Here is a 15,254-nt window from a genome sequence, read left to right as displayed (position 1 = left end):
AGGCTCGGCCCGGACGCTCACCGCCGCCACCTCCGCCACGTGGCATCCGTCACCGCCGCCTGGCCGTGAGCACCTTCTGCAGGATGATGAAGACGAGCAGCAGCACGCCGATGAAGATCCGCGTCCACCACGACGAGAGCGTGCCCTCGAACGTGATGATCGTCTGGATCACGCCGAGCACCAGCACGCCGAGCACCGATCCGAGCACGAAGCCGTAGCCGCCGGTGAGCAGCGTGCCGCCGATGACGACCGCCGCGATCGCGTCGAGCTCGGTGCCGATCGCCGTGAGCGGATACCCCGACAGCGTGTAGAAGGTGAACAGCACGCCCGCGAGCCCCGAGCAGAACCCCGAGATCACGTAGACGAGCACCTTCGTGCGCGCCACCGGCAGGCCCATGAGCAGGCCGGATGTCTCGCCACCGCCGATCGCGTAGACGGTGCGCCCGAAGCGCGTCGCGTGCAGCACCCACACGGCGAGCGCAACGACGACGAGCGCGATGATGACGCTCGCGGTGATCGACAGTCCGCCGCCGAGCGGGATGCGCGCCACGGCGAGCTGCACGAACGTCGGGTCGGTGATCGCGATCGACGACTGGCTGATCACGTAGCAGAGGCCGCGGGCGAGGAACATCGCCGCGAGTGTCGCGATGAACGGCTGCACCTGGAAGACGTGGATCATGAGCCCCACCAGCAGTCCGAGCACGCTCGTGAGCACCAGGATCAGCGGGATCACGGCGCCCGGCGACCACCCCGACTGCAGCAGGCTCGCCGCGATCATGCCGCTGAGCGCCACGACCGCACCGACCGAGAGGTCGATGCCGCCCGTGAGGATGACGAACGTCATGCCCACGGCCAGCACGATGAGGTACGAGTTGTCGACGAGCAGGTTGAGGAACACCTGCCCTGAGAAGAACCCGCGGTAGCGCACGCCGCCGATCACGAAGACGGCGATGAAGAGCACGGCGGTCACCATGACGGGGCCGTACTTCGGGCTGGTCATGAGGTTCCGGATGCCGCGGCCGAGGTTGCGGCCGGCGGCGCCCGCGCCGGTGCCGCCGGTGCCGCCGGTGCCCGTGCCGCCGGGGCCGGTGCCTCTGCCGCGGCCGCCTCCGCGGCGCGGACCTGCGGGGCGCTCGGGCTGGGTGGGCGACTCGATGAGCTTCGTCATGACGCTGCCACCCCCTTGCCGGCGCGCACGGCGAGCCTTCGGCGGAAGCCGCTGAGGGCCTCGGCCGTGGTGGGCGACTGGAGCAGGCACACGACGGTCACGACGGCGGCCTTGAACACCATGGTCGCGATCGGCGGGATGCCGACCGTGTACACCGTCGTCACGAGCGTCTGGATGACGAGCGCCCCCACCAGCGTGCCGAGCAGCGAGTAGCGGCCGCCGGCGAGCGACGTTCCGCCGATCACGACGGCGAGGATCGCGTCGAGCTCGATGAACAGGCCCGTGTTGTTCGCGTCGGCCGCGGCCGTGTTCGCGGTGAGGATGAGGCCCGCGATCGCCGCGCAGAACGCGCAGAACGTGTAGACGACGAAGAGCAGGCCCCGCGCCCGGACGCCCGACTGGCGACTCGCCTCGGGGTTGATGCCGACCGACTCGATGAACATGCCGAGCGCGGTTCGCCGGGTCACGAGCGCCGCGACGCCGAACACGACCGCCGCGATGATCACGGCGATCGGCACGCCGAACCAGAAGCCCGAGCCGAGGAACTTGAACGGCGGGCTGTTCACCGTGAGGATCTGCCCCTCGGTGATGAGCATGGCCACGCCGCGGCCGGCCGTCATGAGGATGAGCGTCGCGATGATCGGCTGGATGCCGATGACGGCGACGAGGAACCCGTTCCAGACGCCGAGCATGAGCGAGATGAGCAGTGCGACGGTCACCGCCGTCGCGACGGTGGCGAGGCTGCCCGGTTCGGGTGACCCGAGGATGATCGAGCACGCGACCGCCCCCGAGATCGCCGCGACCGCGCCGACCGAGAGGTCGATGCCGCGCGTGGCGATGACGAGCGTCATGCCGACCGCGATGATGAGTGTCGGCGCCCCGTTGCGGAGGATGTCGATGAGGCTGCCGAACAGGTGGCCGTCGCGCACGCTGATCGTGAAGAACCCGGGGAACGCGACGAGGTTGATCAGCAGCAGCACGACGAGCATCACGACCGGCCAGAACAGCCGGTGCGCGACGATGCGGGCGAGCAGGGCGCTCATCGGCGGCCTCCTTCGGTGGGGTCGGTCGTGGTGGATTCGCGCCCTGAGCCCGTCGAAGGGCCGGTCGCGGCCGCGACAGGTTCGGTGACGGATGCCGCAGCCGCGGCATCCGGAACCGCCTCATCGCTCTCGACCGACCCGTCGGCGATGAGGGCGAGCAGCGAGTCGACGGTGAGCCCGTCATTCTCGAGGTCGGCCACCACGTGGCGGTCGCGCAGCACGACGATGCGGTGGCTGAGGCGCAGCACCTCCTCGAGCTCGGCCGAGATGAACAGCACGCTCATGCCGTTCTCGGCGAGGTTGAAGACGAGCTTCTGGATCTCGGCCTTCGCGCCGATGTCGATGCCGCGCGTCGGCTCGTCGAGGATGAGGAGCCGCGGGGCGATGGCGAGCCACCGGGCGAGCAGCACCTTCTGCTGGTTGCCGCCCGACAGGTTGCGCACGAGCGCGTCGGGGTTGGCCGGGCGAATGTTGAGCGCCTGGATGTAGCTCTGCGCGAGCTCGTCCTGCCGCTTCTTCGGGATCGGGCGCAGCCAGCCGCGGTCGGCCTGCAGCGCGAGCACGATGTTGTCGCGCACGGTCAGGTCGCCCACGATGCCCTCGTCGCGACGGTTCTCGGATGAGAACGCGATGCGGTGCGAGATGGCCTGACGCGGGGTGCGCAGCTTCGTGGGGGTGCCGCCGATGGTGAGCTCGCCGGCATCCGCTCGGTCGATGCCCCCGAGGAGCCGAGCGAACTCGGTGCGGCCCGATCCGAGCAGGCCCGCGAGGCCCACGACCTCGCCGGCGGCGATCGGCAGGTCGGCCGGGTTGATGGCGCCGCGACGCCCGAGGCCGGCGGCGTTCACGAACACCGCGGCATCCGAATCGTCGACGACGACCGAGCGGGCACGCTGCTCGAGATCGTCGAGCGTCGTGAGCTCCTTGCCGATCATCTTCTGCACGAGGTCGATGCGCAGCAGCTCGTCGACGAGGTACTCCCCCACGAGCTTGCCGTTGCGCAGCACGGTGAGGCGGTCGCAGATCTCGTAGACCTGGTCGAGGAAGTGCGACACGAAGAGGATCGCGACGCCCTGCTCCTTGAGCGAGCGGATGACGCGGAAGAGCTCGGCGACCTCGTCGGCGTCGAGGCTCGAGGTCGGCTCGTCGAGGATCAGCACCTTCGCCTGCACGTCGATCGCGCGGGCGATCGCGACGAGCTGCTGCACCGCGAGCGAGTGGTCGCCGAGGAGCGACCCCGGGTCGATCTCGAGGTTGAGGCCCGCGAGCAGCTCGGCCGCGCGGCGGCGCATCGCGCGCCAGGCGATCGACCCGAACCGCCGCGGCTCGCGGCCGAGCATGATGTTCTCGGCGACCGAGAGGTTCGGCAGGAGGTTCACCTCCTGGTACACGGTCGAGATACCGGCCGCCTGGGCCTGCGCCGGTCCCGAGAACGCCACGCGTTCGCCGGTCAGGGTGATGGTGCCGGCGTCGATGCCGTAGACGCCCGTGAGCGCCTTGATGAGCGTGGACTTGCCGGCGCCGTTCTCGCCCATGAGCGAGTGCACCTCGCCGGGGAACATGCGGAAGTCGACGCCGTCGAGCGCCTTGACGCCCGGGAAGCTGATCGAGATGTCGCGCATCTCGACGACCGGCGCAGGGGGTGCCTGGTTCACGTGTCTCTCCATCGAGCTGGTGGTGAAGCGTGGGGAGGCGGGTGCGCGGCATGGACGACCGCGCACCCGCTTCGGTGTTCGAGTGAGCGGATGCCGCGGCTGCGACATCCGCTCACTCGGAACTCAGTACTGGCGGTCGGGAAGAGCCTCGATCGCCTGCTCCTGGGTGAAGGTGGTCTCCTCGGTGATGATGCGCTTCTCGGGGGTCTCACCGTTGTTGATCTGCTTGATGATCTCGATCAACTGCTTGCCGAGCAAGGGCGAGCACTCCACGATGAAGTTGATCTTGCCGTCGGCGAGGGCCTGCATGCCGTCCTTCACCGCGTCGACCGTGACGATCTTGATGTCCTCGCCGGGCTTCAGGCCCGCCGCCTCGATCGCCTCGATCGCGCCGAGGCCCATGTCGTCGTTGTGGGCGTAGATGAGGTCGACGCCCGGGTTCGACTTCAGCAGCGCCTCGGTGACCTGCTTGCCGCCCGCTCGCGTGAAGTCACCGGTCTGGCTGGCGACGACCTCGAGGTTCGGGTTCTCGGCGATGACCTCGGCGAAGCCCTCGGCGCGGTCGATCGCGGGAGCCGCGCCCGTGGTGCCCTCGAGCTGGATGATCTCGACCGGCTCGGTCGCGTCGGCGTACTCGTCGAGCACCCACTGCCCGGCCTTCTCGCCCTCCTTCACGAAGTCGGAGCCGAGGAACGAGACGTAGAGCGACTCGTCCTTCGAGTCGACCGCGCGGTCGGTGAGCACGACCGGGATGCCCGCGGCCTTCGCCTCGTTGAGCACGGCGTCCCAGCCGGTCTCGACGACCGGCGAGAACGCGATCACGTCGACCTGCTGCTGGATGTACGAGCGGATCGCCTTGATCTGGTTCTCCTGCTTCTGCTGCGCGTCGGAGAACTTCAGCTCGATGCCGGCGTCCTTGAACGCGGCCTGGATGTCCTTGGTGTTGGCGGTGCGCCAGCCGCTCTCCGCGCCGACCTGCGCGAAGCCGACGACGAGTTCGTCGAGGGGCTTGGGGCCCTCGGCCGCGGCGCCGCCGCCCTCGCTTGCGCAGCCGGCCAGGGCGACGAGCATCGCGCCGGCCGCGGCGAGTCCGATGAGCTTCTTCATCAGGGGTGAACCTCCTTGTTCGTGGTGCCGGCGAAGTGCGTCGTTGCTGGGATTCCTGGTGCGCCGGGCAGTCCATCCGTCGTGGCTGCACTCGGATGTTAGCGCTCACTTGTGAGCGCTCACAAGTGCGAACTTCTCCGGATGTCGCGCCGCTGCGCCTCTCGCCAGGCAAGCCGCTCCGCCACTGCGCCACTTGCGCGCCCTGCGCGCCACTTGAAGTGGCGCGCAGGGCGTCGTCGTGGCGCGGAGGCGCGCAGCGGGCGCAGGCCGAGGAGGTGGCGGCCTGCGGATGCCTCCACAGCTCGAACCGAGCCGGGCCACGGGTCGATCTTCCAGTGTTTCCGTTCCCGCGCCGAGTGCACGGTACAGCGGGAACGCCGCGCGCGAACGGACACCTCCGACGCGCGGCTCCGGCTGTGCGGAGCCTTCGCTACCCCTTGGCGGCCTTCCCGGCGGCCTTCGCCGCCTGCTTCGTGGCCCGCACCTTCGCGAGCGACTCGGGATCGACAATGTCGGCCACCGACGCGAACGATCCGTTCTCGCCGTAGTGGCCCGCAGCCTCGCGCCATCCCGGCGCCTCGAGGCCGCACTGCTTGCCGAGCAGCGCCAGGAAGATCCTCGCCTTCTGCTCGCCGAACCCAGGCAGCGCCTTCAGTCGCTTGAGCACCTCGGCGCCGTCGGGATCGCCCTGCGTCCAGATGGCGGATGCCTCGCCACCCCACTCGTCGCGCACCGCCGCGGCGAGCGCCTGCACGCGCCCGGCCATCGAGCCGGGGTACCGATGCACGGCGGGCGTCTGCTTGAACACCTCGACGAACGCGTCGGGGTCGTAGGCGGCTATCGCGGACGGCTCGATCGAGCCGGTGCGTTCGCGGATCTTCTCGGGCCCCGCGAACGCGGTCTCCATCGCGACCTGCTGGTCGAGCAGCATGCCCACCAGCAGCGCGAACGCATCGTCGCTCAGCAGTCGGTCGGCTGCGGTCTCGCCCGTGATGTGGAGTGCCATGCGAACCATCCTCCCACCGGCAGGAATTTCCTCAAACGGACGAGAACTGACCGGATGCTTCGGCAGACTGGCCCTACCGACAACTCACCGAGGAGCATCCCATGAACTGGAAGATCGAGCTCATCTTCGTGCCCGTCACCGACGTCGACCGCGCCAAGGCGTTCTACGTCGAGAAGCTCGGATTCAATCCCGACCACGACAGGACGGTGCACGAGGGCCTGCGCTTCGTGCAGCTCACCCCACCCGGATCCGCGTGCTCGATCGCGATCGGCGAGGGCCTCGGCAGCATGGTGGAGCCCGGCACGCTCGACGTGATCCAGGTCGTGATCCCCGACGCCGACGCGGCGCTGGCCGAGCTCCGCGCCAAGGGCGTCGACGCTGAGGGCGTTGACGAGCAGGAATGGGGCAGGTTCGTCACGCTGAAGGACCCCGACGGCAACCGCTGGACCCTGCAGGAGCTGCCCGACTACTCGGCCGGCGCCTGACGCGGCATCCGCCTCAGCGGCATCCGTCCCGAAGCTTCCGTCACGTCTCGTTCTGCGGATATACGATCCGGCACCCCGGCGAAACGACCCCCGCCGCGGCGCGCCGGATCGTATATCCGCCATTCGTGACACGACGGCGGATGCCACCACCAGAAGCCGCGGCATCCGCCTCCAGGACGGCCCTACTGCCCGCCCGACCGCCGCTTGTTGTACACGTCGAACGCCACCGCGAGGAGCAGCACGAGGCCCTTCACGGCCTGCTGCCACTCGATGCCGATGCCGAGGATCGACATGCCGTTGTTCAGCACGCCGATGATGAGGCCGCCGATGATGGCGCCGCCGATCGTGCCGACGCCGCCCTGCACCGCCGCGCCGCCGATGAACGCCGCCGAGATCGCCTCGAGCTCGAAGCCGTCACCGGCCTTCGGCCCCGCGAGGTTGAGTCGCGCCGTGAAGATGAGGCCCGCGAGCGCGGCGAGCACGCCCATGTTCACGAACAGCCAGAAGTCGACGCGGCGCGTCTTGATGCCCGAGAGCTCGGCCGCGTGTCGGTTGCCGCCGATCGCGTAGATGTGGCGGCCGAACACCGTGCGGTTCATCACGATGCCGTACACGAGCACGAGCACCGCGAGGATGATGAGCGTCACCGGGATGCCCTTGTACGACGCGAGCGAGTAGGCGAAGAACGCGATCGCCGCCGAGACGAGCACGAGCTTCGTGACGAACCACGCGATCGGCTCGACATCCTGGCCGTACTTCTGGCGGCCGCGGCGCGTGCGCACCTGCTGCACGACGAGCGCGAGGATCGCCAGGGCGCCGACGCCCAGCGTGAGCGGGTCGATCTCGAGATCGCCGAACACGTCGGAGAGGAAGCCGTTGCCGAGCGCGCGGTACTCGGCCGGGAACGAGCCGATGTTCGCGTTGCCGAGCACGACGAGCGCGAGGCCGCGGAAGATGAGCATGCCGGCCAACGTCACGATGAATGCCGGTATGCCGACGAAGGCGATCCAGAAGCCCTGCCACACGCCGACGAGCGCACCGATGCCGAGGGAGAGGATCACCGAGAGCCACCACGGCAGTCCCCATTGCACGGCGAACACGCCCGACACGGCTCCGACAAACGCGGCGACCGAGCCGACCGAGAGGTCGATGTGGCCCGCGATGATGACCATGACCATGCCGATCGCGAGCACGAGGATGTACCCGTTCTGCACAACGAGGTTCGAGATGTTCTGCGGGCGCAACAGGATCCCGTTGGTGAGGATCGAGAACAGCACGACCACCGCGATCAGTGCGATGAAGATGCCGTTCTTGCCGAGGTCGGCGAGCATGTGGCTCAGGCGGTCGGTGAACCGGTTCTGTGCGGGGTTGATGTTCGCCCCGACGGCCTGCGACTCCGTTGTCTGGGTCGGGTTGGGATTCGACATGGTGTCTCCTGGTGGATACGGGTACGTGGGTCTCTGGATGCGAAGCGGATGCCTCGAGCCGAACCGCGTGCGTCTAGCGGGGCTTCTCCATGGTCATGAGCTTGAGCATCGCCTCGGGCGTGGCCTCCTCGACGGGGAGCTCACCCGTGATGCGCCCTTCGGAGAGGGCGTACACGCGGTCGCAGATGCCGAGGAGCTCGGGCAGCTCGGAGGAGATGACGATGATGCCCTTCCCCTGCGCCGCGAGCCGGTTGATGATCGAGTAGATCTCGTACTTCGCGCCGACGTCGATGCCGCGGGTGGGCTCGTCGAGGATGAGCACCTCGGGGTCGGAGTAGATCCACTTCGACAGCACGACCTTCTGCTGGTTGCCGCCCGAGAGCTTGCCGGTCTTCACCAGGACGCTCGGCGCCTTGATGTTCATCGACTTGCGGTACTCGTTGGCGACCGCGTACTCCTCGTTGTCGTGCACGAGGCCGAACTTCTCGAGCTTCTTCAGCGATGCCATCGAGATGTTGCGCTTGATGTCCTCGATGAGGTTGAGCCCGTAGGTCTTGCGGTCTTCCGTGGCGTAGGCGATGCCGTGCTCGATGGCCTCGGCGACCGTGCGGGTCTTGATCTCCTTGCCGCGCAGGAACACGCGTCCGGAGATGCGGGAGCCGTAGGACTGCCCGAACAGGCTCATCGCGAACTCGGTGCGGCCGGCGCCCATGAGCCCCGCGATGCCGACGATCTCGCCAGCGCGCACGTTGAGGTTGACGTGGTCGACCATGACCCGCGCCGTGTCCTGCGGGTGGTGCGCCGTCCAGTCCTCGACGCGGAGCAGCTCCTCGCCGATGTGCGGCGTGTGGTCGGGGTAGCGGTGCTCGAGGTCGCGACCGACCATGTCCTTGATGATGCGGTCCTCCGTGACATCCTGCTTCGCGATCGTCTCGATCGTCTTGCCGTCGCGGATGACCGTCACCGAATCGGCGACCTTCTTGATCTCGTTCAGCTTGTGGCTGATGATGATCGACGTGATGCCCTGCCCCTTCAGGTGCAGGATGAGGTCGAGCAGGTGGTCGGAGTCCTCGTCATTGAGGGCGGCGGTGGGCTCGTCGAGGATGAGGAGCTTCACCTCCTTCGAGAGCGCCTTCGCGATCTCGACGAGCTGCTGCTTGCCGACGCCGATGTCCATGATCTTCGTCGTGGGGTTCTCGCGCAGGCCGACGCGGGCGAGGAGCTTCGCGGCTTCGAAGTTCGTCTTGTTCCAGTCGATGAGGCCGCCGCGGCCCTTCTGCTCGTTGTTGAGGAAGATGTTCTCGGCGATCGACAGGTACGGGCTCAGTGCCAGCTCCTGGTGGATGATGACGATGCCCTTGGCCTCGCTGTCAGTGAGGTCCTTGAACTCCACCGTCTCGTTCTCGAAGACGATGTCGCCGGTGTAGGTGCCGTGCGGGTACACGCCCGAGAGCACCTTCATGAGGGTGGACTTGCCCGCGCCGTTCTCGCCGCAGATGGCGTGAACCTCACCGCGCTGGACCGACAGGGTGACGTTCGCGAGCGCCTTGACGCCGGGGAACGTCTTCGTGATGCCGCGCATCTCGAGAATGTTGGTGGTCATCCTTGCTCCTGCTTCATTGCCTGCGACCGCCGGTGACGCGACCGCCGGTGACGTGACCGCCGGTGACGTGACCCGCCGGTGGGGGAAGCGTAGTCCCCCACCGGCCGGTCGCGGCGATCGGTCGACTAGCCGATCTCCTCCTCGGTCCAGTAGCCGCTGTCGACGAGGACCTCGGTGATGTTGTCCTTGACGACGATCTGCGACTCGAGGAGGTACGACGGCACGACCTTCACGCCGTTGTCGTAGTCCTCGGTGTTGTTGACCTCGGGCTCCTCACCGTTCAGCAGCGCGGTCGCCATGTCGACGGCCACCTCGGCGAGCTTGCGGGTGTCCTTGAAGATGGTCGCGTACTGCTCACCCGAGTTGATCGCCTTGACCGAGTCGAGCTCGGCGTCCTGGCCCGAGATGATCGGCCACTCCGCGCCGACCGAGTAGCCCGCGTCGGTGAGCGCCGAGATGATGCCGCGCGACAGGCCGTCGTAGGGCGAGAGCACCGCGTTGACCTTCGAGCCGTCGGAGTACGTCGACGTCAGCAGGTTCTCCATGCGCTTCTGGGCGACCTCGCCGTCCCAGCGGAGCGTGGCGGCCTGCTCGAAGTCGGTCTGGCCCGACTTCACGACGAGGGTGCCGTCGTCGATCAGCGGCTGCAGCGTGTCGATGGCGCCGTTCCAGAAGAACGTGGCGTTGTTGTCGTCGGGCGATCCGGCGAACAGCTCGATGTTGAAGGGTCCGGCCGGGGCATCCGCCGCCTTCTCGCCCTCGAGGTCGGTGAGCCCGAGCCCGTTGAGAAGCGAGGTCGCCTGCTGCACGCCCACCTTGTAGTTGTCGAACGACGCGTAGTAGTCGACGTTCTCGGACTCGCGGATGAGTCGGTCGTAGGCGATGACCGGGATCTCGGCGTCGGCCGCGTCCTGCAGCACCTGCGAGAGCGTGGTGCCGTCGATCGAGGCGATGATGAGCGCCTCGGCGCCCTTGGTGATCATGTTCTCGATCTGCGAGACCTGCGTGGGGATGTCGTCCTCGGCGTACTGCAGGTCGACGGTGAAGCCCTGCTCCTCGAGCTGCTTCTTGACGGCGTCGCCGTCCTGGATCCAGCGCTCCGAGCTCTTGGTGGGCATGGCGACGCCGATGAGGCCGCCGTCGCCGCCCTCCTCGCCCGCAGCACCGGTGCCCGAGCACGCGGCGAGCGCGAGCATCGAGCCCGCCGCGAGCGTCGCGAGCAGCACCTTCTTCGTGTTCTTCACGGTGTTTCCTTTCGCTGTGTCCATCGGTGTCCGTCTGGACGTCGTTGTCGTGGTGACCGTCGGATGGGCGTCGTCCATGAACGCCGATCCCCCGCGGCATCCGAGGGGGTACGGATGCCGCAAGCTGTTGAGTTGTGGAATGCTCGGCCGTTCTGGCGACCGGGGTGGCGGGCCTCTCGGCCGGCCGGGCTACAGGCCCTGCGCGAGGCGGTGGTAGGCCTGGTTCCAGCGCACCTCGCGCTGGAAGTCGGGGAGGGTGGTCGAGTCGTCGATGACGAGGAGCTCCACCTTCGCCATCTCGGCGAAGTCGCGGAACACGTCGACGCCGACCGCGGTCGACATGACGGTGTGGTGGGCGGCGCCGGCCGTGAGCCATGCTGCCGCACTCGTCTGGAAGTCCGGTGCGGGCTTCCAGACCGCCCGGCCGACGGGGAGGTTCGGCAGCGGATGCCGCGGCGCGACGTTCTCGACGACGTTCGCGGTGAGGCGGAACCGGTCGCGCAGGTCGCTCATCGCGACCACGACCGCGGGACCGGGGTCGGCCGTGAAGACGAGCCGCACCGGGTCCTCCTTGCCGCCGATGCCGAGGGGGTGGATCTCGAGGCTCGGCTTGGCGGTGGTGAGCGACGGCGACACCTCGAGCATGTGCGCGCCGAGGATCAGCTCGTCGCCGGGCGTGAGGTCGTAGGTGTAGTCCTCCATGAGGGAGGCGCCGCCGGGCAGGCCCGCGCCCATGACGTTGGCGATGCGCACGAGCACGGCAGTCTTCCAGTCGCCCTCGGCGCCGAAGCCGTAGCCGTCGGCCATGAGCCGCTGCACCGCGAGCCCGGGCAGCTGGCGCAGCGCGCCGAGGTCTTCGAAGCTCGTGGTGAAGGCGCCGAAGCCGCCCTCCTCGAGGAATGCGCGAAGGCCGAGCTCGATCGCGGCGCCGTAGCGCAGGCTCTCGTGGCGGTCGCCGCCGCGTCGCAGCGACGGAACGACGTCGTAGAGGTCGTCGTACTCGGCGACGAGCGCGTCGATGTCGGCGTCGGATGCCGCGTGCACGGCGTCGGCCAGCTCGTTGACGCCCCACGTGTTCACCTGCACGCCGAACCGCAGCTCGGCCTCGGTCTTGTCGCCCTCGGTCACGGCGACGTAGCGCATGTTGTCGCCGAACCGAGCGAGCTTCAGGCTTCTGGATGCCGCGAGGCCGGCCGCGGCGCGCTGCCACGTGCCGAGCTCTCGCTGCACGCGCGGGTCGGACGCGTGGCCGACGATCGTCTTGCGCGGCACGCCGAGCCGGGTCTGGATGTACCCGAACTCGCGATCGCCATGGGCGGCCTGGTTGAGGTTCATGAAGTCGAAGTCGATCTCGCCCCATGGCAGCTCGACGTTCGCCTGCGTGTGCAGGTGCGCGAGCGGCTTCTGCAGCGCGTCGAGACCTGCGATCCACATCTTCGCGGGGCTGAACGTGTGCATCCACGCGACGACGCCGATGACCGCGTCGGCCGCGTTCGCCTCGAGCACGGTGCGGCGGATCGAGTCCGAGTCCTTGAGCACGGGCTTCCAGACGACCCTCACGGGCACGTCGGATGCCGCGTCGAGCTGCTCGGCGATGGCCTGCGACTGCTCGGCGACCTGGCGCAGGGTCTCGTCGCCGTAGAGGTTCTGGCTGCCCGTGAGGAACCAGACCTCGGCGGCGTCGAGGCTCGTCTGCAGGGGGGTGCGGCTCATCGTGCGGTCATCTCCTGGGTCTCGTTCGCGGGGCTCGTCGACGCGTCGCCGTTCCCTGGGCTCGTCGACGCGTCGCCGTTCCCTGAGCTCGTCGAAGCGTCGTCCGCTGGGCTCGTCGACGCGTCGCCGTTCCCTGAGCTCGTCGAAGCGCGGCGGGTGTCACTCGCCTGCCCGTACACGTTCTGGTAGCGGTCGTAGAGGCGGTCGATCGCGTCCTGCGGAATCGGCACGAGCGGCCCGGCCTCGCGGGCCAGGTGCACGGTGCGCGCGACATCCTCGACCATGACCGCGGCCTTCACCGCGTCGCGCGGACTGGCGCCGATCGTGAACGGCCCGTGGTTGCGCATGAGAACGGCGCGCGAGCGGTGGCCCGCGAGGGTCTGCACGATGCCGCGCCCGATCGAGTCGTCGCCGATGATCGCGAACGGCCCGACGGGGATCGGCCCGCCGAACTCGTCGGCCATCGCGGTGATGACGCACGGGATCTCCTCGCCGCGCGCGGCCCACGCCGTCGCGTACGTGGAGTGCGTGTGCACCACTCCGCCGACCTCGGGCATATTCCGGTACACGTACGCGTGCGCCGCGGTGTCGCTCGACGGCGCCCGTTCGCTGCCGGGCGTGCCGGGGATGACGTTGCCGTCGAGGTCGCAGAGGATCATGTTCTCGGGCGCGAGGTCGTCGTAGCTCACGCCCGACGGCTTGATGACGAACAGGTCGGCGCCGGGCACGCGGCCCGACACGTTGCCGCCGGTCCACACGACGAGTCCGTAGCGGGTCAGCTCGGCGTGGAGCTTCGCGACGTCGGCGCGCACGCGGGCGATCGCGACCTCGACCTGGGGTCCGTAGCTGCTCACGCGGAGACCTCCTCTGCGAGCTGCTCGGGCTCGGCGGGGGCGGGCTCGGGCGTGCCGTGCGCCTCGCGCTTCAGGGCCCGGAGGCGTCGCATCACGTCGTTGCCACGGCGGCCGAAGTGGTCGTGCAGGAGCCGGTACTCGGCGTACAGCCGGTCGTAGGCACGAGCGGATGCCTCGTCGGGCATGTACTGGTCGCGGTGCACGCCGCCCATCGCCGCTCCGGCAGCACGCACGTCGGGGTAGGCGCCCGCGGCCACCGCGGCGTGGATCGCCGACCCGAGCGCCGGGCCCTGGTCGCTCACGATGGTGGAGATCGGCAGGCGCAGCACGTCGGCGTACGTCTGCATGAGCTGCGGGTTCTTGAGCAGGCCGCCGGCGACGATGAACTCGGTCACGGGCACGCCCGCCTCGGCGAAGGTCTCGACGATCACGCGGGTGCCGAACGCCGTGGCCTCGAGGAGCGCGCGGTAGACCTGCTCGGGGCGCGTGGTGAGCGTCGTGCCGAGCACGAGGCCCGAGAGCTCGTGGTCGACGAGCACCGACCGGTTGCCGGACTGCCAGTCGAGCGCGACGAGTCCGTGCGCGCCGACCGGCTCGGCGTAGGCGAGGTTCGTGAGGTGCTGGTGGATCGACAGGCCCGCGGCATCCGCTGCCTCGAAGTACCGTGCCGGCACCTGGTTGTCGACGTACCAGGCGAAGATGTCGCCGACGCCCGACTGGCCGGCCTCGTAGCCGTAGAGGCCCGAGACGATGCCGCCGTCGACGACGCCGCACATGCCGGGCACCTCGGCGAGCCGGTCGTCGTTCATGACGTGGCAGGTCGACGTGCCCATGATCGCGACCATCTGGCCGGGCTGCGTCGCCTGAGCGGCGGGCGCGGTGACGTGCGCGTCGACGTTGCCGACCGAGACCGCGATGCCCTCGGGGAGGCCGGTCCATGCCGCGGCCTCGGCGGTCAGGCGGCCGGCGGCGTCGCCGAGCTCGCCGATCGGCTGGTCGAGCTTCTCCTCGACGAACCCGCCGAAGGCGGGGTTCAGCGCCTCGAGGAACTCGCGGCTCGGGTACGCGCCGTCCTGGCGGATGCCCTTGTAGCCCGCGGTGCAGGCGTTGCGCACGTACTCGCCGGTGAGTCGCCAGACGATCCAGTCGGCGGCCTCGACCCAGCGGTCCATGCGGGCGTAGACGTCGGGCGCCTCCTCGAGGAGCTGCAGGCCCTTCGCGAACTCCCACTCGCTCGAGATGAGGCCGCCGTAGCGGTTGATCCATGGCTCGCGGCGGTCGTGCGCGAGCTCGTTGATCCGGTCGGCGTGCGGCTGGGCGGCGTGATGCTTCCAGAGCTTCACGTAGGCGTGCGGGGTGTCGGCGAACTCGTCGAGCGCGCTGAGCGGCGTGCCGTCGGCGAGCGCCGGCACCATCGTGCATGCGGTGAAGTCGGTGCCGATGCCGATGACGTGCGCCGGGTCGATGCCGGCGGCCGCGACGGCGGCGGGCACGGCGTGCTGCAGCACGCTCACGTAGTCGGACGGGTCCTGCAGCGCCCAGTCGGGTGCGAGCCTGACGGGGGCGCCGGATGCCGCGGCCGGCCCAGCGGTGAGGGCCGTGTCCATGACGGCGTGCTCGTACTCGTGCACGGCGCTGCCGAGCTCGGCGCCGTCGCTCACGCGCACCACGAGGGCACGACCCGAGAGAGTGCCGTAGTCGACGCCGATGACGTAGCGCTCGGTGCTGCGCGGGCTCTCATCGGCGGGCGGGACGCTCACGGCGTGGACTCCTTCGTCAGGGCGGTGCGGGTGGCGTGTCGGGGTTTCGAATGTGACGCTCGCAATGTGACCGTTCACACGAGGTCTCATGTTAGCCACACGTTTGCGAGGGCTGTCAACTCGCGAAGGTCACGGAACCGTAACGGCACCGGATGCCACGTCGGCGGCGCCGCGGCATCCGCTCACGTC

General features: G+C 69.0%; 11 protein-coding genes and 1 pseudogene. 1 reads left to right on the top strand and 11 read right to left on the bottom strand.

Going from position 1 to position 15,254, the window contains the following annotated elements; genetic code table 11:
- Positions 1 to 49 precede the first annotated feature (49 nt).
- The 5 genes from yjfF to ACVFI9_RS03505 form a co-directional block, all read right to left on the bottom strand.
- Positions 50 to 1,168: a galactofuranose ABC transporter, permease protein YjfF gene (gene yjfF, locus ACVFI9_RS03525; protein WP_474764658.1), complete on the bottom strand. Its 1,119-nt coding sequence runs from the start codon at positions 1,166 to 1,168 to the stop codon at positions 50 to 52.
- Positions 1,165 to 2,211, bottom strand: a complete 1,047-nt coding sequence (locus ACVFI9_RS03520; protein WP_474764657.1) for an ABC transporter permease — start codon at positions 2,209 to 2,211, stop codon at positions 1,165 to 1,167. Before ACVFI9_RS03520 ends, yjfF begins: the two co-directional genes overlap by 4 nt.
- Positions 2,208 to 3,878 carry a sugar ABC transporter ATP-binding protein gene (locus ACVFI9_RS03515; RefSeq protein ID WP_474764656.1) on the bottom strand — a complete coding sequence of 557 codons (1,671 nt, stop codon included), beginning with the start codon at positions 3,876 to 3,878 and terminating at the stop codon, positions 2,208 to 2,210. Before ACVFI9_RS03515 ends, ACVFI9_RS03520 begins: the two co-directional genes overlap by 4 nt.
- Positions 3,879 to 3,989: 111 nt before the next feature.
- On the bottom strand, positions 3,990 to 4,973 hold the full coding sequence (locus ACVFI9_RS03510; protein ID WP_474764655.1) for an ABC transporter substrate-binding protein: 984 nt from the start codon (positions 4,971 to 4,973) through the stop codon (positions 3,990 to 3,992).
- A 430-nt stretch (positions 4,974 to 5,403) separates the two neighbouring features.
- A complete protein-coding gene (locus ACVFI9_RS03505) occupies positions 5,404 to 5,988 on the bottom strand; it encodes an HhH-GPD-type base excision DNA repair protein (RefSeq protein ID WP_474764654.1) in 585 nt (194 codons plus the stop codon).
- Between the two features lie 92 nt (positions 5,989 to 6,080).
- Between ACVFI9_RS03505 and ACVFI9_RS03500 the strand changes: the two genes are divergently transcribed.
- Entirely contained in the window at positions 6,081 to 6,464 is a 384-nt protein-coding gene (locus ACVFI9_RS03500) for a VOC family protein (protein WP_474764653.1), read from the top strand.
- A gap of 182 nt (positions 6,465 to 6,646) precedes the next feature.
- Here ACVFI9_RS03500 and mmsB read toward each other — a convergent pair whose 3' ends face one another.
- From mmsB to araB, 6 genes and pseudogenes are all read right to left on the bottom strand, one after another.
- Positions 6,647 to 7,795 (bottom strand): multiple monosaccharide ABC transporter permease, encoded by a 1,149-nt coding sequence (gene mmsB, locus ACVFI9_RS03495; RefSeq protein WP_474766363.1) that lies wholly within the window; start codon positions 7,793 to 7,795, stop codon positions 6,647 to 6,649.
- 169 nt (positions 7,796 to 7,964) lie between these two features.
- Positions 7,965 to 9,494, bottom strand: coding sequence for a multiple monosaccharide ABC transporter ATP-binding protein (gene mmsA / locus ACVFI9_RS03490; protein ID WP_474764652.1), 1,530 nt, complete (start codon positions 9,492 to 9,494; stop codon positions 7,965 to 7,967).
- Positions 9,495 to 9,619: 125 nt separating this feature from the next.
- Positions 9,620 to 10,690, bottom strand: coding sequence for a multiple monosaccharide ABC transporter substrate-binding protein (gene chvE / locus ACVFI9_RS03485; protein WP_474766362.1), 1,071 nt, complete (start codon positions 10,688 to 10,690; stop codon positions 9,620 to 9,622).
- Positions 10,691 to 10,927: 237 nt separating this feature from the next.
- The gene (araA, locus tag ACVFI9_RS03480) at positions 10,928 to 12,451 is read right to left on the bottom strand and encodes an L-arabinose isomerase (protein ID WP_474764651.1); all 1,524 of its coding nucleotides are present in this window, start codon (positions 12,449 to 12,451) and stop codon (positions 10,928 to 10,930) included.
- Positions 12,452 to 12,600: 149 nt separating this feature from the next.
- Positions 12,601 to 13,305 (bottom strand): annotated as a pseudogene (locus tag ACVFI9_RS03475) (L-ribulose-5-phosphate 4-epimerase); the annotation flags it as partial.
- A complete protein-coding gene (gene araB, locus ACVFI9_RS03470; protein ID WP_474764650.1) occupies positions 13,302 to 15,155 on the bottom strand; it encodes a ribulokinase in 1,854 nt (617 codons plus the stop codon). The gene araB and the pseudogene ACVFI9_RS03475, both read right to left, overlap by 4 nt.
- Positions 15,156 to 15,254 lie beyond the last annotated feature (99 nt).

This window comes from Agromyces sp. NSFZ, assembly GCF_056156205.1.
Note: the sequence above shows the minus strand (reverse complement) of the source record. Positions and strands in the feature narration are given on the sequence as shown.